This is a genomic window from Mycobacterium sp. MFM001, assembly GCF_003402475.1.
Lineage (GTDB): Bacteria > Actinomycetota > Actinomycetes > Mycobacteriales > Mycobacteriaceae > Mycobacterium.
The window spans coordinates 396,655-413,618 of sequence record NZ_BFAB01000001.1 but is presented as its reverse complement, the minus strand read 5'-3'; the positions used below and the strand labels follow the sequence as shown (position 1 = coordinate 413,618).

General features: G+C 66.1%; 17 protein-coding genes. 10 read left to right on the top strand and 7 right to left on the bottom strand.

Annotated elements, in window-relative coordinates:
• Positions 1-36: 36 nt before the first annotated feature.
• The 8 genes from MFM001_RS02035 to dnaB all read left to right on the top strand — a co-directional run bounded on the left by MFM001_RS02035 (position 37) and on the right by dnaB (position 8,743).
• Entirely contained in the window at positions 37-462 is a 426-nt protein-coding gene (locus MFM001_RS02035) for a DUF5318 family protein (RefSeq protein WP_116373032.1), read from the top strand.
• A complete protein-coding gene (locus tag MFM001_RS02030) occupies positions 455-3,028 on the top strand; it encodes a transglycosylase domain-containing protein (RefSeq protein ID WP_116373030.1) in 2,574 nt (857 codons plus the stop codon). Before MFM001_RS02035 ends, MFM001_RS02030 begins: the two co-directional genes overlap by 8 nt.
• Complete coding sequence (locus tag MFM001_RS02025) at positions 3,025-4,653, top strand: glycosyltransferase family 87 protein (RefSeq protein WP_116373028.1); 1,629 nt, start codon at positions 3,025-3,027, stop codon at positions 4,651-4,653. Before MFM001_RS02030 ends, MFM001_RS02025 begins: the two co-directional genes overlap by 4 nt.
• Positions 4,654-4,794: 141 nt before the next feature.
• A complete protein-coding gene (rpsF, locus tag MFM001_RS02020; RefSeq protein WP_116373026.1) occupies positions 4,795-5,085 on the top strand; it encodes a 30S ribosomal protein S6 in 291 nt (96 codons plus the stop codon).
• Between the two features lie 126 nt (positions 5,086-5,211).
• Positions 5,212-5,721, top strand: coding sequence for a single-stranded DNA-binding protein (locus tag MFM001_RS02015; RefSeq protein WP_116373024.1), 510 nt, complete (start codon positions 5,212-5,214; stop codon positions 5,719-5,721).
• A 32-nt stretch (positions 5,722-5,753) separates the two neighbouring features.
• The gene (gene rpsR / locus MFM001_RS02010; protein WP_045375648.1) at positions 5,754-6,008 is read left to right on the top strand and encodes a 30S ribosomal protein S18; all 255 of its coding nucleotides are present in this window, start codon (positions 5,754-5,756) and stop codon (positions 6,006-6,008) included.
• A gap of 24 nt (positions 6,009-6,032) precedes the next feature.
• The gene (gene rplI / locus MFM001_RS02005) at positions 6,033-6,491 is read left to right on the top strand and encodes a 50S ribosomal protein L9 (RefSeq protein WP_116373022.1); all 459 of its coding nucleotides are present in this window, start codon (positions 6,033-6,035) and stop codon (positions 6,489-6,491) included.
• A 449-nt stretch (positions 6,492-6,940) separates the two neighbouring features.
• A complete protein-coding gene (dnaB, locus tag MFM001_RS02000; RefSeq protein ID WP_116373020.1) occupies positions 6,941-8,743 on the top strand; it encodes a replicative DNA helicase in 1,803 nt (600 codons plus the stop codon).
• Between the two features lie 41 nt (positions 8,744-8,784).
• Here dnaB and MFM001_RS01995 read toward each other — a convergent pair whose 3' ends face one another.
• The 4 genes from MFM001_RS01995 to MFM001_RS01980 all read right to left on the bottom strand — a co-directional run bounded on the left by MFM001_RS01995 (position 8,785) and on the right by MFM001_RS01980 (position 11,988).
• The gene (locus tag MFM001_RS01995; protein ID WP_116373018.1) at positions 8,785-9,357 is read right to left on the bottom strand and encodes a Uma2 family endonuclease; all 573 of its coding nucleotides are present in this window, start codon (positions 9,355-9,357) and stop codon (positions 8,785-8,787) included.
• Positions 9,358-9,806: 449 nt separating this feature from the next.
• A complete protein-coding gene (locus tag MFM001_RS01990; protein WP_116373016.1) occupies positions 9,807-10,247 on the bottom strand; it encodes a nitroreductase family deazaflavin-dependent oxidoreductase in 441 nt (146 codons plus the stop codon).
• Positions 10,248-10,269: 22 nt separating this feature from the next.
• Positions 10,270-11,196, bottom strand: coding sequence for an acetoacetate decarboxylase family protein (locus MFM001_RS01985; RefSeq protein WP_116373014.1), 927 nt, complete (start codon positions 11,194-11,196; stop codon positions 10,270-10,272).
• Positions 11,197-11,280: 84 nt separating this feature from the next.
• On the bottom strand, positions 11,281-11,988 hold the full coding sequence (locus tag MFM001_RS01980; protein WP_116373012.1) for a type 1 glutamine amidotransferase domain-containing protein: 708 nt from the start codon (positions 11,986-11,988) through the stop codon (positions 11,281-11,283).
• 132 nt (positions 11,989-12,120) lie between these two features.
• Between MFM001_RS01980 and MFM001_RS01975 the strand changes: the two genes are divergently transcribed.
• Positions 12,121-12,741, top strand: a complete 621-nt coding sequence (locus MFM001_RS01975; RefSeq protein ID WP_116373010.1) for a TetR/AcrR family transcriptional regulator — start codon at positions 12,121-12,123, stop codon at positions 12,739-12,741.
• Here MFM001_RS01975 and MFM001_RS01970 read toward each other — a convergent pair.
• A complete protein-coding gene (locus MFM001_RS01970) occupies positions 12,738-13,730 on the bottom strand; it encodes an NAD(P)H-quinone oxidoreductase (protein WP_116373008.1) in 993 nt (330 codons plus the stop codon). The two genes, MFM001_RS01975 and MFM001_RS01970, sit on opposite strands and share 4 nt — an antisense overlap.
• A gap of 167 nt (positions 13,731-13,897) precedes the next feature.
• Here MFM001_RS01970 and MFM001_RS01965 point away from each other — a divergent pair, with 167 nt between their 5' ends.
• Entirely contained in the window at positions 13,898-14,815 is a 918-nt protein-coding gene (locus MFM001_RS01965; RefSeq protein WP_116373007.1) for an LLM class F420-dependent oxidoreductase, read from the top strand.
• A gap of 1 nt (position 14,816) precedes the next feature.
• Here MFM001_RS01965 and MFM001_RS01960 read toward each other — a convergent pair whose 3' ends face one another.
• Both MFM001_RS01960 and MFM001_RS01955 read right to left on the bottom strand, forming a co-directional pair.
• Positions 14,817-15,794: a glycoside hydrolase family 6 protein gene (locus MFM001_RS01960; protein ID WP_116373005.1), complete on the bottom strand. Its 978-nt coding sequence runs from the start codon at positions 15,792-15,794 to the stop codon at positions 14,817-14,819.
• A gap of 57 nt (positions 15,795-15,851) precedes the next feature.
• Positions 15,852-16,883, bottom strand: coding sequence for a fused (3R)-hydroxyacyl-ACP dehydratase subunits HadA/HadB (locus MFM001_RS01955; protein WP_116373003.1), 1,032 nt, complete (start codon positions 16,881-16,883; stop codon positions 15,852-15,854).
• Positions 16,884-16,964 lie beyond the last annotated feature (81 nt).

The window sequence follows — 16,964 nt, the reverse complement described above, 5'->3', positions numbered from 1 at the left end:
TCTCGACAACGGCGATCCGCACGTACTCTGGTCAACGTGCGACTGCAGCGACAGGTAGTGGATTACGCGCTTCGGCGCCGCTCACTGCTGGCCGAGGTGTACTCGGGCAGAACCGGGGTGTCCGAAGTGTGTGACGCCAATCCCTATCTGCTGCGCGCCGCGAAATTCCACGGGAAGCCCAGCCCGGTGATGTGCCCGATTTGCCGCAAAGAGCAGCTCACGCTGGTGTCCTGGGTGTTTGGCGACCACCTGGGCGCGGTCTCGGGCTCGGCGCGCACCGCCGAGGAGCTCGTCGTATTGGCATCCCGCTTCGAGGAGTTCTCGGTACACGTGGTGGAGGTATGCCGGACTTGCAGCTGGAATCACTTGGTCAAGTCGTATGTGCTCGGGGCGACACGCCCGCCCAGAGGGACCCGCACCACGCGGACGGCACGCAACGGCGCCCGCACGGCCAGTGAATAACGAAGGGCCACAAGACCGGTCGGCCAGTGACGGCCCAAGCGGGTCACGGGCCGACGGCGAGTCCACGCGCCCGTCGGGAGCTGACAACGGCACCGGGCCTGACCGGGCCCCCGGGCACTCGCCGCGGCATCGCCGTCCGGTCCCGCCCGACGACCGGCTGACCACGATCCTGCCGCCGGTCGTCGACGAGCGATCACAACGTCTGCGCGATCCGGTCGAGCAGGTCAAGGCGGCACTGGACGGCACGCCGGCGCCACCGCCACCGCCGCGGCGCCACAGCCGTGACCCGGTCGAGCAGGTCAAGGCCGCGCTGGACGGCACGCCGCCGCCCAGGCGCCGGGACCGTGAACTGGGGCTGGGCGGACGACCGCCGGGTGGAGGCCCGCCCGGGCCGCCGCCGCGTAAACCTGGCCAACCGCCCTGGGATTGGCTGCGTCAACTCGACTGGAGTTGGCTGCACCGGATCAACTGGTTGTGGGTACGCCGCGGGCTCTACGTGGCCGCGGTGGTGCTGCTGCTGTTGCCGATCGTCACGTTCGCGATGGCCTACTTCATTGTCGACGTGCCCAAGCCCGGCGACATCCGCACCAACCAGGTGTCGACGATCCTGGCCAGCGACGGGACTGAGTTGGCGAAAATCGTTCCGCCCGAAGGAAACCGGGTCGACGTCAACATCAACCAGGTGCCGGTGCACGTGCGCCAGGCCGTGCTGGCCGCCGAGGACCGCAACTTCTACTCGAATCCGGGCTTCTCGCTGACCGGCTTCGCGCGGGCGGTCAAGAACAACATCTTCGGTGGTGACACGCAGGGCGGCTCCACGATCACCCAGCAATACGTCAAGAACGCGCTGGTGGGCTCGCAACGCGCCGGGGTGGGCGGGTTGATCCGCAAGGCCAAAGAGCTCGTCGTCGCCACCAAGATGTCGGGCCAGTGGTCCAAAGACGATGTGCTGCAGGCGTATCTGAACATCATCTACTTCGGCCGCGGCGCCTACGGGATTTCCGCGGCGGCCAAGGCGTACTTCGACAAACCCGTCGAGCAGCTGACCGTCGCCGAAGGCGCGCTGCTGGCCGCACTCATCCAGCGGCCGTCGACGTTGGACCCCGCCGTCGACCTCGACGGCGCCAAGGAGCGCTGGAATTGGGTGCTCGACGGCATGGTCGAGACGGGTGCGCTCGCACCGAAGGACCGCGCGGCACAGCAGTTTCCGGAGACGCTGCCGCCGGACGCCTCCCGGGCGCAGAACCAGACCACCGGGCCCAACGGGTTGATCGAGCGGCAGGTGACCAAGGAGTTGCTCGACCTGTTCAACATCGACGAGCAGACCCTCAACACCCAGGGCCTGCAGGTCACCACCACGATCGACATGCAGGCCCAGCGGGCCGCCGAGAACGCGGTGTCGAAGTACATGGATGGGCAGGACCCCGACATGCGGGCCGCGGTGGTCTCCATCGATCCGCACACCGGCGCGGTCAAGGCGTACTACGGCGGCACCGACGCCAACGGTTTCGACTTCGCGCAGGCCGGACTGCAGACCGGGTCGTCGTTCAAGGTGTTTGCGTTGGTCGCCGCGCTCGAGCAGGGCATCGGGCTGGGTTATCAGGTGGACAGCTCCCCGCTGACCGTCAACGGCATCAAGATCAGCAACGTCGAAGGCGAAGGCTGCGGAACCTGCAACATCGCCGAGGCGCTCAAGCGCTCGTTGAACACCTCCTATTACCGGCTGATGCTCAAACTGAAGAACGGCCCCGTGGACGTCGCCCAGGCCGCACATCAGGCCGGCGTCGCCACCAGCTTCCCCGGCGTGCCGCACACATTGTCCGAGGACGGCCAGGGCGGGCCGCCCAACAACGGAATTGTGCTGGGCCAGTATCAGACTCGCGTGATCGACATGGCTTCGGCGTATGCCACGCTGGCCGCCTCGGGCGTCTACCATCCGCCGCATTTCGTGGAGAAGGTGGTCAACTCGGAGGGTCGGGTGCTCTTCGACGCGGCCACCCAGGACAACTCGGGTGAGCAGCGCATCGACAAGGCCGTCGCCGACAACGTCACCTCGGCGATGCAGCCGATCGCCGGCTATTCGCGCGGCCACAACCTGGCCGGCGGGCGGCCGTCGGCGGCCAAGACCGGCACCACGCAGCTCGGCGACACGGACGCCAACAAGGACGCCTGGATGGTCGGGTACACGCCGTCGCTGTCGACTGCGGTGTGGGTTGGCACCGTGCAGGGCGACCAGCCGCTGGTGAACAAGTGGGGCGGCCCGGTGTACGGCTCGGGCCTGCCGTCCGACATCTGGAAGGCGACCATGGACGGCGCCCTCAAGGGCACCAACAACGAATCGTTCCCGAAGCCCACCGAGATCGGCGGATACGCCGGTGTGCCGGCCGCGCCGCCACCGCCCCCTCCGCCGCCGCAGGTGACGGTCATCCAGCCCACAATTGAAGTGGCGCCGGGCATTACGATCCCCGTCGGGCCGCCGACCACGGTGCCCGTCGGGCCGGGACCACCACCGTCGCCGCCGGGCGCACCTGAGGCTCCTGTAGCACCACCGCCGCCGCCGCCGTGACGGGCGACACCGTCTCGCCGCGGCGGTTGGCTGCAGACCTGCGCTCCGCCGACGATCGCGACTGCCCCAGCCGCACAGACTTTTTGGGCTCGGCGATGTCGGGCGTCATCGGCGGTCCGGTCGGCCGGCACGCGCTGATCGGCCGCGCCAGGTTCTGGACGCCGTTGCGGGTGATGTTCGCGATCGCGCTGGTGTTCCTGGCGCTGGGCTGGTCGACGAAGGCGCCCTGCCTGGTGAGCACCGGAAGCGGCCCGGGTGATCAACGGGTGGCCAACTGGGGCAATCAGCGCGCCTACTACGAGCTGTGCTACAGCGACACCGTGCCGCTCTACGGCGCAGAGTTGTTGAGCCAGGGCAAGTTTCCGTACAAGTCCAGCTGGGTCGAAACCGATGCCGGCGGCAAACCGCAGATCCGCTACGACGGTCAGACCGCGGTGCGCTACATGGAGTACCCGGTGCTGACCGGGGTGTACCAGTACGTGTCGATGGCTCTGGCCAAGACATACACCGCGTTGAGCAAGCTGATCGCGCTGCCGGTGACCGCCGAGGTGGTGGTGTTCTTCGATGTCTCTGCACTCGGGTTGGCGCTGGCCTGGCTGGCAACCGTCTGGGCCACTGCGAATTTGGCGGGCCGGCGGGTGTGGGATGCGGCGCTGGTGGCCGCGTCCCCGTTGCTGATCTTTCAGGCGTTCACCAATTTCGACGCGCTGGCAACGGCTTTGGCGACGGGCGGGCTGCTGGCCTGGGCGCGCCGACGGCCGGTGCTGACCGGTGTGCTGATCGGTTTAGGCGTCGCCGCCAAGCTGTATCCGGTGTTGTTGCTCGGCCCGTTGCTGGTGCTGGGGATCCGGACCGGGCGCCTGCGTGAGCTGGCCCGCACCGCGGCGGCGATGGCGGTGACGTGGCTGTTGGTCAATCTGCCTGTGATGGTGCTGTTTCCGCGCGGCTGGTCGGAGTTCTTCCGGCTCAACACCCGCCGCGGCGACGACATGGATTCGCTGTACAACGTCGTCAAGTCGTTCACCGGCTGGCGGGGTTTCGATCCGTCGCTGGGCTTTTGGCAGCCGCCGACGGTGCTGAACACGGTGGTCACGGCGTTGTTCGTATCGTGTTGCGCCGCAATTGGTTACATTGCGCTGACTGCTCCGCAGCGGCCGCGGGTGGCGCAGCTGGCGTTCCTGGTGGTGGCGGCGTTCCTGTTGACCAACAAGGTGTGGAGCCCGCAGTTCTCGCTGTGGCTGGTGCCGCTGGCGGTGTTGGCGCTGCCGCACCGCCGGGTCCTGTTGGCGTGGATGACGCTCGACGCGCTGGTCTGGGTGCCACGGATGTACTACCTCTACAGCACACCCAACCGTGGCCTGCCCGAGCAGTGGTTCACCGCGGCGGTGCTGCTGCGTGACGTGGCGGTGGTGGCGTTGTGTGTGCTGGTGGTCCGCGAGATCTATCGCACCGACGAGGACCTGGTCCGCCGGGGCGGACGGGTGGACGACCCGACGGGCGGCGTGTTCGACAACGCCGCCGACGCGCCGCCTCGTTGGCTGCCAGCTTGGCTACGCCCGAAGGGCCTGGACACACACGCCGAGGGGGAAGTTATGTCACCCTCCGGCGTGAAAAGCGTGTCATAAGTGGCCGCTCGGCAAGCTGACGAGACCGGATTTCCCAAGCTCAACCATCGTCCGGTAACCTGATCCGGTTGCCGACGCAGGCGACCCTCCTGCCACGGAAGACCGTGGCCGCAGACGACCATAGGAGGTGATGAGGTTCCCATGCGTCCATACGAAATCATGGTCATCCTTGACCCCACCCTCGACGAGCGCACCGTAGCTCCGTCGTTGGAGACCTTTCTCAACGTCATCCGAAAAGACGGCGGCACCGTGGACAAGGTCGACATCTGGGGTAAGCGCCGACTGGCCTACGAAATCGCCAAGCATGCCGAAGGCATCTACGCGGTGATCGACGTCAAGGCCGCGCCGGCGACGGTGTCCGAGCTTGACCGTCAGCTATCCCTGAACGAGTCCGTGTTGCGCACCAAGGTGATGCGCACCGACAAGCACTGATGCCACTGCCCGGCTTCTCCGCGGGCCGTCCGGCCCGCATCGTCGCCGGGCGCCTGTGGGCGAACGGCCGCTGCGCGTCGGTGCCGTTGCGTAGGCTCAGCCCAATGCCAATCCCAGGAGGAGCTAATGGCTGGTGACACCACCATCACCGTTGTCGGAAACCTGACCGCTGACCCCGAGTTGCGGTTCACCCCGTCCGGTGCTGCCGTGGCGAACTTCACCGTCGCCTCCACACCGCGGATCTACGACCGCCAAAGCGGGGAGTGGAAGGACGGCGAGGCGCTGTTTTTGCGGTGCAACATCTGGCGTGAGGCCGCCGAGAATGTGGCCGAAAGCCTGACCCGGGGATCGCGGGTGATCGTGCAGGGCCGGCTCAAGCAGCGCTCGTTCGAAACCCGCGAGGGCGAGAAGCGCACGGTGGTCGAGGTCGAGGTCGACGAGATCGGCCCGTCGCTGCGCTACGCCACCGCCAAGGTCAACAAGGCCAGCCGCAGCGGCGGCGGAGGCGGCGGCGGCGGCGCAGGTTCGCGGCAGCCCGCGGCACCGGCCGCAGGCGCCACCACCGGCGACGACCCCTGGGGCAGCGCTCCGGCATCGGGCTCGTTCGGCGGCGGCGACGACGAACCACCCTTCTAATACTCGAAAAAGACAGAACGAAAGAGAAAGACATGGCCAAGAGCAACAAGCGGCGACCGGCACCGGAGAAGCCGGTCAAGACACGCAAGTGCGTGTTCTGCGCCAAGAAGGACCAAGTGATCGACTACAAGGACACCGCGCTGCTGCGCACCTACATCAGTGAGCGCGGCAAGATCCGCGCACGCCGCGTCACCGGCAACTGTGTGCAGCACCAGCGCGACATCGCCCTGGCGGTCAAGAATGCCCGCGAGGTGGCGCTGCTGCCCTTCACCTCCTCGGCGCGCTAGACCCAGAACGGAAAGCACACAACGATGAAGCTGATTTTGACTGCCGAGGTCGACCACCTTGGTTCCGTCGGCGACACGGTCGAGGTCAAAGACGGATACGGCCGCAACTACCTGCTGCCGCGCGGACTGGCGATCGTCGCGTCCCGCGGTGCGCAGAAGCAGGCCGACGACATCCGTCGCGCCCGAGAGACCAAGCAGGTGCGCGACCTCGACCACGCCAACGAACTCAAGGCGGCACTCGAGGCGTTGGGCCCGGTGTCACTGCCGGTCAAGACGGCGGGCGACACCGGCAAGTTGTTCGGCTCGGTGACCGCCGGCGACGTCGTCGCCGCCATCAAGAAGGCGGGCGGGCCCAACCTGGACAAGCGCATCCTGCGGCTGCCCAAGGCGCACATCAAATCCGTCGGCAGCCACCCGGTCACCGTGCACCTGCATCCCGACGTCAACGTCGAGATCGCGCTGGACGTCGTCGCGGAGAGTTAGATCCCCTTCCACGCACCCCGGTGGCAGCTATGCCGCCGGGGTTGTCGTGTTGGGCTGGCGAACTTTTCGGGCCGCGGCCCGCACTGTGAACGTAACCGTCTGTTAACGCCCGGCACGGCTGGCCGCCACGCAACACGCCCGAAACGGCAACCTGCCGCGACACGCCGAAGGAATTCCCATCCACACAAACCGCACGTCGCTGTGGTGCGCTTATCTGCAGAAATGCGGTACCCCTCGACAGTGCTCCACAGGTTCTCCACACCCACTCAACACAGGGGCCGACGGATATGCACACGCGATGCACAGCTTCATGAACAACACCGTTTGGAAGCCTTGCCAGCAACCTTTAGCGTCAACCCGTCGCGGCGGTGTCAGTGGTTTGACTTAACGTCGAACCACGAGATCTCGAATGCACGTTCGAGCGATGTGCCGGAGGAGGTGGGGAGCTCATGGCGGTCGTCGACGACCTCGGACAACCGGGCATGGACACCCCCAGTGAGGACTTCGGCCGCCACCCGCCGCAGGACCTCGCCGCCGAGCAGTCGGTGCTGGGCGGGATGCTGCTGTCCAAGGACGCCATCGCCGACGTGCTGGAGCGGCTGCGGCCCGGTGACTTCTACCGCCCCGCGCATCAGAACATCTACGACGCCATCCTGGACCTGTACGGGCGCGGGGAGCCGGCCGACGCGGTGACGGTGGCCGCCGAGCTGGATCGGCGCGGGCTGCTGCGCCGGATCGGCGGGGCGCCCTATCTGCACGACCTGATCTCGACGGTGCCCACCGCCGCCAACGCGGGCTACTACGCGAGCATCGTCGCCGAGAAGGCGCTGTTGCGGCGGCTGGTCGAGGCGGGCACCCGGGTGGTGCAGTACGGGTACGCCGGTGCGGAGGGCGCCGACGTCGCCGAGGTGGTGGACCGGGCGCAGGCCGAGATCTACGACGTGACCGATCGGCGGCTGTCGGAGGATTTCGTCCCGCTGGAGGATCTGCTGCAGCCCACGATGGACGAGATCGACGCGATCGCGTCCAACGGCGGGGTGGCCCGCGGTGTGCCGACCGGGTTCACCGAACTCGACGACGTGACCAACGGTCTGCATCCCGGGCAGATGATCATCATCGCGGCCCGGCCGGGTGTGGGTAAAGCGCTGGCGCTGAACACCCCACTGCCGACGCCGACCGGCTGGACGACGATGGGCGACGTCGCGGTCGGGGATGCGTTGCTCGGCGCCGACGGGCAGCCGACGCGGGTGGTGGCGGCCACCGAGGTCATGCTGGAGCGGCCCTGCTACGAGGTCGAATTCTCCGACGGCACGGTCATTGTCGCCGACGCCGATCACCAGTGGCCGACGGGCTACGGCATCCGCACCACCACCGAATTGCGTTGCGGCCTGGACACAATCGCGGCCGCCGGCTCGATCGGACGCTACGCCGAGGGCGGCGCGACGCTGATGGCGCCGGTGCTGCAGCTGGACGCGGTACGACGGGTGCGCAGCGTCCCGGTGCGCTGCGTGCAGGTCGACAACGCCGCACAGCTGTATCTGGCCGGACGTGGCATGGTGCCGACGCACAACTCCACGCTCGGTCTGGATTTCATGCGCTCCTGCTCGATCAAGCACCGAATGGCAAGCGTCATCTTCTCGCTGGAGATGAGCAAGTCCGAGATCGTGATGCGGCTGTTGTCGGCCGAGGCCAAAATCAAGCTGTCCGATATGCGCTCGGGCCGGATGAGCGACGACGACTGGACCCGGCTGGCGCGGCGGATGAGCGAAATCAGCGAAGCGCCACTGTATATCGACGACTCGCCGAACCTAACCATGATGGAGATCCGCGCCAAGGCGCGGCGGTTGCGCCAGAAGGCGGACCTGCGGCTGATCGTGGTGGACTACCTGCAGCTGATGACCTCGGGCAAGAAGTTCGAGTCGCGGCAGGTGGAGGTCTCCGAATTCTCAAGGCATTTAAAGCTTTTGGCCAAGGAGCTGGAAGTCCCGGTGATCGCGATCAGCCAGCTGAACCGCGGTCCGGAGCAGCGCACCGACAAGAAGCCAATGTTAGCTGATCTAAGGGAATCCGGAAGTTTGGAGCAGGATAGCGATATGGTCATCCTGCTGCACCGGCCCGATGCCTTCGAGCGTGACGATCCGCGCGGTGGCGAGGCGGACTTGATCATTGCCAAGCACCGCAACGGCCCGACGAAGACTGTCACCGTCGCGCACCAGTTGCATCTTTCAAGATTCGCCAACATGGCTCGCTGAGCGGCGGCGGCGGCGGCGCCGCCGGCCGCCCACGTTTTAGCTCAGGGTCGCGTCAGCTCCTGAAGCGTAAAGTCCAGTGCCACTGGTTCTTCGGTTCGCACTCGGTCGCCAACGAGGATGTCGACCCGGTGGTACGCCCCATCATGGAGCACGTGCGCGAGGAAGCGCTCGTCGGGCTCGGCGTCGAGATCGACGATCCAGTAGTGTTCAATGCCGGCCTTGGCGTACTCGTAGGCCTTCATCACCCGGTCCGTACGACGCGATCCCGGCGACACGATCTCGACGACGAGTGCTACGTCCGACGTGTCGACGCGCACCGGATTGCGATCGACCACACTGCGGTTCACCACGACCAGATCGGGATCGCGAACAGTGGGTGGGAACCGCGCCTCGACCGTGATTTCGACCTCTTGCAACACCACGAGGGTGGCAGGCAGTCTCACCCGGATCAGCTGTGAAAGATTTCTCGATACGACCTGGTGAATCGGACGTGGCCGCGGTGTCATGACGATGCCCCCCTCGACGAGCTCCCAGCGACGCGCCTCGTCCAGTTCGAGCGCGTCCCACTCTTCGAGCGTCACCAGGTCGCGAGGAAATTCGGCCAATCCCGCCACCGTGCACCTCCAAATCCCTTTGGGAGCAGGTTACGCTTGCTCGCGGCTTCGCTCGTGATGAAGCATTCCAGCGGGCACCGACAAGACCCGACCTAGGAGCGTCCTGCCCGGCGCTGCCCTGCCATGATGCTGCAACAGTGACCTTTCCCTGACCAGTCCACGCCGTAGCATGAGCCCGCAACGACGGCGCGATCCCGCGCGACTGCACCAGCAGCGGCAGTTGCTGCGATTTTGGTACCACTGCGGCAGTCCATCTATCGACCAATGTTGGACTTGGCGGTATTGGTGAGGACTGAGCATCCGCCACGTCCGGTCGAGATCAGCCGGGCACCGTCGACGGTGTCACGGGAGTTGCATCGTCAGACGTCGCGACGGTGCCTACCTTGCCTGGCACGGTGGTTTCGGCTTGTGTCAGCTGTGACCTGGCCGCCCTATTCCGATTCGCCAGTTCAACTCCGCGGCTCGCAGATAACCACGGGTATCTCACGGCTGGTCCGGGTTTGGTAATCCGCATATCCCTTGTACGCCGCAACAATCTTCGGCCACAGCTCAGCTCTCTCTTGAGCGGTTGCGGTGCGGGCGTGAACCTTTCGCCGGGTTCCGTCGACCACCAGCTCGGCGTCGGGATGCGCCTGAAGATTCCGGTACCAGTCGGGGTTGCGGTCATCGCCACCCTTCGACGCCACGAGCACCACCCGATCCGAATCATGAACGGGGGTGGTCAGATAGCAAGACCGGGGAAGTCCGGACTTCCGACCAGTAGTATGGAGCTCCACCACGGGCATCCCAAACGGGTTGGCCAACAACCTGTTTCCGCTGACAGTGAGGATCAACCGGTGCGCGCGGTTCATCAATTTGGCGCTGGCATCCTTCAGTGCGTAGCTATTCATCGAATGCTCCTTTGAATGCGATTCACGAGCTCGATGGCGTGTTCGGCATCGAGGTGGGCACCGGCATGTGCAGCGCGAGCTGCCCTTCGGTAATGACGTCGAGCTGAATCGTCCTGAGCGGCCGCAGTGATCGCAGGTCGTCAGACATCCGCCCGGTCCCGGTCTGCAGGTCGAGGTGGCGAGGGAATCGCGCCGTCCCGGCCGACAGCACATTGGTCTGGCTGAAGGTGGAATGCCAGGCGCCGTTGATCGACGTATACGACGTCAACGACGACACCCGCTCACCGGTGGGAAAACGGGTCTGGGCGGGTGTGGGCGCCGAGAGCGCCAGGTCGGTGCCGCCGGCGTCGTTGACCACCCGTGCGGTAGTGCGGTCGGCGTCGATGTCGACGTCGATCTCGGTGACCCATTTAGGGAAGCCGTAGCCGTCGTGGCCGCGCACCTGCGCGATCTCAGTGTTCACCGGCAGCGAGAACACATAGGAATGCAGGTGGTCGTTGCCGAGGCCGGTGACCAGGTCGAAAAAGCCGGACCCGCCGTGGCGCGCTGGTCGCACCGCTGCGCCGACGGCGGCCTCGGTGTAGAAGTCGATGTCGCACACGTCATAGCGGAAGAAAATCACCGAAATCAGCCCCAACCCCGGCGCGACCTCCAGCGGAGCCAACTCTTTGGGCAGACGGGCACGGATCGCGCCCGAGCGGGCCAGGATCGTCAACCGCGTTGAGGACATGCGGTAGTAGAAATTCGGCGTGAAGGTGGGACCGATCGGCGAGTCGACCTTGGTCTTGGACAGCTTGCGGAAGAAGTCGACGCTGGGGACCCGAGGGTCGCGAGCCACTTCGTCGAGATCGGTCTGCATCCGATACCTGTCGTACAGGCCGCCTTTCGGTACCGCGACCACGTGTCCGCCCAACTCGACCTTGACGGTGTCCTGCTGGCTTGACGACACGCGGCAACCTCCAATGTATGCACTGCTCACATCAAGCTAGCCCGGCGATGTGAGCACTGTCAACACCGCGGCCAGTGTCGGTCGTCACGCGGCGGCGGCGACAATGTCGGTCACAAGGCGCTGCGCGAGCTTCTCCGAAGATTGCGGATTCTGCCCGGTGTAGAGGTTCCCGTCGACCACCACGTGAGGCCGCAATGGAAAACCCTTGGAGTAGCCCACACCGGCGTCCTTCAGCTTGTCCTCCAGCAGCCACGGCGCCTTCTTGGCGAAGCGATTCAGGAGCTCCTCTCGATTGGACAGCCCGGTCATCTTGCGGCCGACGAACGGCGACCTGCCATCGGGTCCGGTCGCCGCCAGAATCGCCGCAGGCGCGTGACACAGCAGAGCCAGCGGCCGGCCGGAGGCCAAGCGTTTGGCCAGCAATGCACCAGAAGTCTTGTCGTAGGCGAGATCTTCCATCGGGCCATGCCCGCCGGGGTAGAAAATCAGGTCGAAGTCGTCTGGATCGACAGTGTCCAGCGATACGGGGTGGTCGAGCACGTCGGAGATGCGGTCCAGGTAGCGCTGGACTTTGCGGCGCGTCCACGGCATTCCGCCGGAGATCCCGAGACTTAGTTGATCCAGCGTGGGAGCCTTGCCACCGGGCGTGGCGACGGTGATGTCCCAGCCGGCCTCCGAGAAGATGCGGTAGGGCATGGCCACCTCTTCGGCCCAATATCCCGAGGGATGCACGGTGCCGTCGTTGAGTGTCCAACGATCGGCCGCTGAGATCACCATCAAAACCTTTGTCATGACGCAGTTCCTCCAATGTGTACACCGCTCACATTAGCGACCGATAGTGGCGGAGTCAATGGCGGCCACCATTAATGAGCAGTGCTAACATCATGGCAATGTAAGCATTGTCCACACTCGGTAGGTTCAGATATGCCCGCGTCGTCCACGCGCTATCACCATGGCGATCTCCCCGCTGCCCTGGTGCGTGCCGCCATTGACCTTCTCGAGGAGGGCGGGGCGGCAGAGCTGTCGTTACGCGAGGTGGCGCGTCGCGCCGGAGTGTCACCCTCTGCGCCCTATCGCCATTTCGCCGGACGCGACGAGCTGTTGTCGGCCGTGGCTGCGGTGGGTTACCGCGAACTGGGCGAAGCGTTGGTGAAGGCGCATCCCGCGCCGAATTCGGCCGACGACTTCGCCGACATCGCGGTGGCCTACGTGCAGTTTGCGCTGACGCGACCGGGGCTTTTCCAGGTCATGTTCGGTGAGCCTTGCGACCCCAACGCCCCCGACCGGGCAGCGGCGGTGGAGGCGATCCACGACTACCTCAAAACCATTGTGCAGCACGCATTTCCAGATGCTGATCCAGACGCGATGTCGACAGCGTCGTGGGCGTTGGTTCACGGCCTGGCGTTTTTGCACCTCGACGGCAAGCTGGAAGCCTCCTCCAAGCGGGCAGTCTCCCACAGGGTCCGAGCAGCGGTGCGCGCAATGCTGCAGGCACCGGCTGACGCCGCGCCGAAACGCAGAGCAAGCCGCCCGTCCCGCCGCTAGGGCTGACCCACCGTCAGCACCACCTTGCCGATGGTCTTCGGCGAGTCCAGCAACGTGTGCGCCTCGCCGGCATCGGTGATCGGCACTTCGGCGGAAACCACCGGCACGACGGCGCCGTCGGAAATTAATGGCCACAAGCCTTGCCGCAGTGCGGAAATGACCTCCGCCTTGGACCCCGGGCCATCCTGGGGCCGGCGGCGCAGATTGGTCACGTGTACCGAACCCCGCTTGAACAGCAGTAGTCCGAGGTTCAGCTCCGCGGTGGCTCCGCCCTGCAGCGCGATGATCGTCAGGTGCCCGTCCTCGGCCAGTGCCTCGACGTTGCGTTGCAGATAACTGCCGCCCATGATGTCAAGGATGGCGTTCGCGCCGCCGAGCTGATCGGTCACGACCTTCGCGAAATCCTGTTCGTGGTAATTGATTAACGTCTGCGCGCCGAGTTCCCTACAACGATCCAACTTGTACTGCGATCCCGCGGTGACCGCTACGTGGGCGCCGAGGGCACGGCCCACCTGGATGGCGTGCGTGCCGATGCCGCTGCCGCCGCCGTGAATGAGGGCCACCTGTCCGCTGCGCAGACCCGCGGTCATCACCAGGTTCGACCACACGGTGGCCGCGGCCTCCGGCAGTGCCGCCGCCGCGGTCAGGCTCACGCCTTCGGGCACCGGCAGCAGCTGAGTGGCCGCCACGTTCACCCGTTCGGCATAACCACCGCCCGACAACAGGGCGCAGACCGCATCACCGGGCCGCCAATCGCCGACGTCGGCACCCACCTCGGCGATGACACCGGAAACCTCGAGGCCGAGGATCTCACTGGCGCCGGGCGGTGGCGGGTAAAACCCTTGGCGTTGCATCACATCGGCACGGTTGACCCCTGCCGCCGCCACATCGATGGCAACCTCGCCCGGCCCAGGCGCGGGCAAGTCGTCCACCTGCGCCCACGCCATCACCTCGGGGCCCCCATATCCGTCGAGCGCGATCGCGTACATGCTGTTCCCTTCGCCGGGTCGAATGTATACGCTGCTCACATTAGTGAGGTTGTGAGCATTGTCAACATCGCCGGGCGGCGCGACCGTGCCAGTCGCAGTCGGGACGGACTTTCGATCACCACGATTCATCAGGAAGGACCGGCCGATTGCGTGCGTTGATGGCGGTTATGCCGACCGGAATCATCCTCTTCGCCCGCCCTGATGCTCCCAATCTCGTCGATGACACGATCGCCCAAGCCAGACAAGCCCACGAGCTAGGTGTTGGACAGGTGTGGTTGCCTCAGCAGCAGGACTACGACGCAATCGCGCTCGCAGGGCTCATCGGCGCGGCGGTGCCGGGGCTGCGCGTGGGTACCTCGGTGGTGCCGGTCAACCCCCGCCACCCGCTGATCGTCGCCTCGTTGGCGCAAACGGCGCAGGCCGCGGCGCATGGCAACTTCAGCCTCGGCCTCGGCTTGGGTGGCCACGAGATCGAAAGCCAGACCTTCGGCACCGCATGGCCCAATGCCATCTCACGGTTGCGCGAGCATCTGACAATCCTCGGGTCGGTGTTCAACACCGGCAGCGTCGACTTCCACGGCAGCGAACTCAGCGCCAGCCCCAGCTGGCCAGTGCAGGTGGCCGGGGGCACCCCGATCCCGGTGTATGTGGCAGCGATGGGCCCCAAGGCATTGCGAGTCACTGGCGAACTGGCAGACGGGACACTGCCCTATCTGGCAGGACCCCGGACTCTCAACGAATTCATCGTGCCGACGATCACGAAGGCTGCGGCCGAGGCGGGGCGCCCGGCGCCGCGCATCATCGCCGCGGTGCCGACGTTGTTGTCGGAGGACCTGGAGGGCGCGAGAACCATTGCAGCGCAACAGTTGAGCTTCTATGAGGCCATCCCCTCGTACCGCAACGTGATCGCCCGCGAAGGCCTCGCCAGTGTCGTCGACCTTGCCGCGATAGGGAAGGAGGAAGATGTAGCGCGTCAGTTACGCCGGTATAAGGATGCAGGTGCCACCGACGTAATAATCAGCCCGCTTGACCGCTCCGAATCCGTCGACCGCAATGCGCTATGGAGGCTCGCCGCCGAGCTGTGATCTAGTGGCCGGCGTTCCGGGCGAGATCGATCGCGTACTGGCTGACGAAGGTGCCTGCCCGGGGTTCCCCACGGCCGCACGACCCGTCGGATTCACCCGGGCGCTTGATCCAGAGATAGGCGTCGGCGTGCGCGCCCGCCGTCGCCGTGGTCGGCGGGGTACCCAGGGCGCGGCCGGTCGGGTTACACCAATAGAGTTCGCCGCCGGCGGGGCCGGCCCCGTTGCGCGACGTGTCGATCACGTAGTTCGATCCGTTGGTCAGCCCCGAAATCGCTTCGCCGTAACCGATTTCCTCGTCGGTGCTGAAGAAGTTCGCGGTATTGAGGCTGAAACCCCGCGCCTTCGCCACGCCGACCTGGTTGAGCCTCGAGGCCATCTCGTCGGCGTTGATCCAGCGCGAGTGACCGGCGTCGACGTAGACGGCCGCGGCCGGGTTGCGGGTCAGGGTGTCGACGGCATAGTGGATCAGCTCGAAGCGCTCCTGGCGCTGGTCGGCCGGCAAGCAGTCGGCCATGGCCAACGCATCGGGTTCGAGGATGACCGCCGCAGGTCCAGTGCCAATAGCGGATGCGACGCCGTCGATCCACCCGCGGTAGCTTGCGGCCGACCCGAATCCGCCCGAAGCGAAGCTTCCACAGTCGCGATGCGGGATTCCATACAGCGCCAGAACCGGCACGGCGCCGGCCGCCTGCGCCGCGGCGATGTACTTCGCGTCCACCCCAGGATTAGATGCCTGGTCCATCCAGTACGCGTGCGGCGTGTTCGCGATGGCCGTCAGCTCCGGGCTCGGCGGATTGGCGCCTTGCGCGGCGCGCATGGCCTTCGACGCGGGATCGACGTACAAGGGCTTGCCGGCCAGCGGGTTGTCGTTACTGACCAGGCGGATCGCCGGGTCGGCCACTAGACCGAAACCGGCAACGGCCGCAACCGTCAGGAAAGGGGCGATCCACCGCGCGACTGCACGAGCAGCTGAGGACATCACGTGAGGAAATTAGCGTTCCAACGGATTGGGCGCCACACCGCCCCCGCCTCCAGGTCAGCGGAAGCGGACGTTCACCGTCGCCAAGCCGAAGATCTTCCGGCCAGCCGACTTCGCGCCGACGATGACGACACCGGAGCGGGTTGCCGGATCCAGCGACTTGACCCGGCCGCTGAACTCGATGTCTGCACCCTCGGCGGCCGACACGATCGCCGGCGCGGACAACCGCACCGCGTAGCGGGTCACCGCACCGGGGTCGCCCGACCATGCGGAGACAAACCCGGCACCCAGACCCATCGTCAGCATGCCGTGCGCAATCACATCGGGCAGCCCCGCGAGTTTGGCGATCCCCTCGTCCCAGTGAATCGGGTTGGCGTCGCCGGCCACGCCGGCATAGTTCACCAGGTCGCCGCGGGACAGTCGGGTGTGGTGCACCGGCAGCTCGTCGCCGACCTTCACCTCATCGAAGGACGGCGTCCCCGGCGTCCGCGTCATCCCTCCGTCGGCGATGCGGGTCTCGCCTTCGGGGCGCACCGTCTTCTCGTAGGCCTCATCGTTGTCGCCGATTGCGTCGATGTCGACGTCGTGCATCATCGCCTTCTGCGCGGCGGTCTTGATTGCCGGGTCGACGTCTTCGGCGGTGAGGCCGACGACGGTGGTGTGCAACGTGTGCACCCGCTCGCCGGCCGTGTCGGTGAACGTGTTGGTCACGGTGATCAGGTCGCGGCCGGCGATCCGTCGCACCGACGACAGTTCGACGTCGATTTGCAGCTCGTCGCCGGCCACGATCGGGCGGTGCTGCTCGAAGACTTCCTCGGTCTGCATGTAGGTGTCGTAACCGACGACCACCGACTCGAACATGCGGCGATTGCACGCCATGGCCGGGGTTGACGTGAACGTCAGCGGCGCCACCAGACCCGAGTAGCCGAGTTCTGCGGCCGCGGCGACATCCCAGTGCGCGGGGTGGTAGTCCTGCACTGCGCGGGCGTATTCGCGGACTTTCTCGCGGCCCACCAGGTAGGGGTAGTCCATCTGGTAGTAGTGGCCGACCCGCGATTCGATCGGCGACGCTTCTGGTGCTGCGGTCATGACTGTGCTCAACCGTTCTGTCGGCTTGTTCGGAGGCCGACGCAAGCACACTAGCCCCCGGACACCGGAGCAATAAACGGC

Excerpts from the sequence above, each read along its gene's own strand:
- rpsF (WP_116373026.1), top strand. The coding sequence starts at position 4,795 with ATGCGTCCATACGAAATCATGGTCATCCTTGACCCCACCCTCGACGAG.
- MFM001_RS02015 (WP_116373024.1), top strand. The coding sequence starts at position 5,212 with ATGGCTGGTGACACCACCATCACCGTTGTCGGAAACCTGACCGCTGAC.
- rpsR (WP_045375648.1), top strand. The coding sequence starts at position 5,754 with ATGGCCAAGAGCAACAAGCGGCGACCGGCACCGGAGAAGCCGGTCAAG.
- rplI (WP_116373022.1), top strand. The coding sequence starts at position 6,033 with ATGAAGCTGATTTTGACTGCCGAGGTCGACCACCTTGGTTCCGTCGGC.
- dnaB (WP_116373020.1), top strand. The coding sequence starts at position 6,941 with ATGGCGGTCGTCGACGACCTCGGACAACCGGGCATGGACACCCCCAGT.
- MFM001_RS01990 (WP_116373016.1), bottom strand. The coding sequence starts at position 10,247 with ATGAATAGCTACGCACTGAAGGATGCCAGCGCCAAATTGATGAACCGC.
- MFM001_RS01980 (WP_116373012.1), bottom strand. The coding sequence starts at position 11,988 with ATGACAAAGGTTTTGATGGTGATCTCAGCGGCCGATCGTTGGACACTC.
- MFM001_RS01975 (WP_116373010.1), top strand. The coding sequence starts at position 12,121 with ATGCCCGCGTCGTCCACGCGCTATCACCATGGCGATCTCCCCGCTGCC.
- MFM001_RS01970 (WP_116373008.1), bottom strand. The coding sequence starts at position 13,730 with ATGTACGCGATCGCGCTCGACGGATATGGGGGCCCCGAGGTGATGGCG.
- MFM001_RS01965 (WP_116373007.1), top strand. The coding sequence starts at position 13,898 with ATGCCGACCGGAATCATCCTCTTCGCCCGCCCTGATGCTCCCAATCTC.
- MFM001_RS01960 (WP_116373005.1), bottom strand. The coding sequence starts at position 15,794 with ATGTCCTCAGCTGCTCGTGCAGTCGCGCGGTGGATCGCCCCTTTCCTG.
- MFM001_RS01955 (WP_116373003.1), bottom strand. The coding sequence starts at position 16,883 with ATGACCGCAGCACCAGAAGCGTCGCCGATCGAATCGCGGGTCGGCCAC.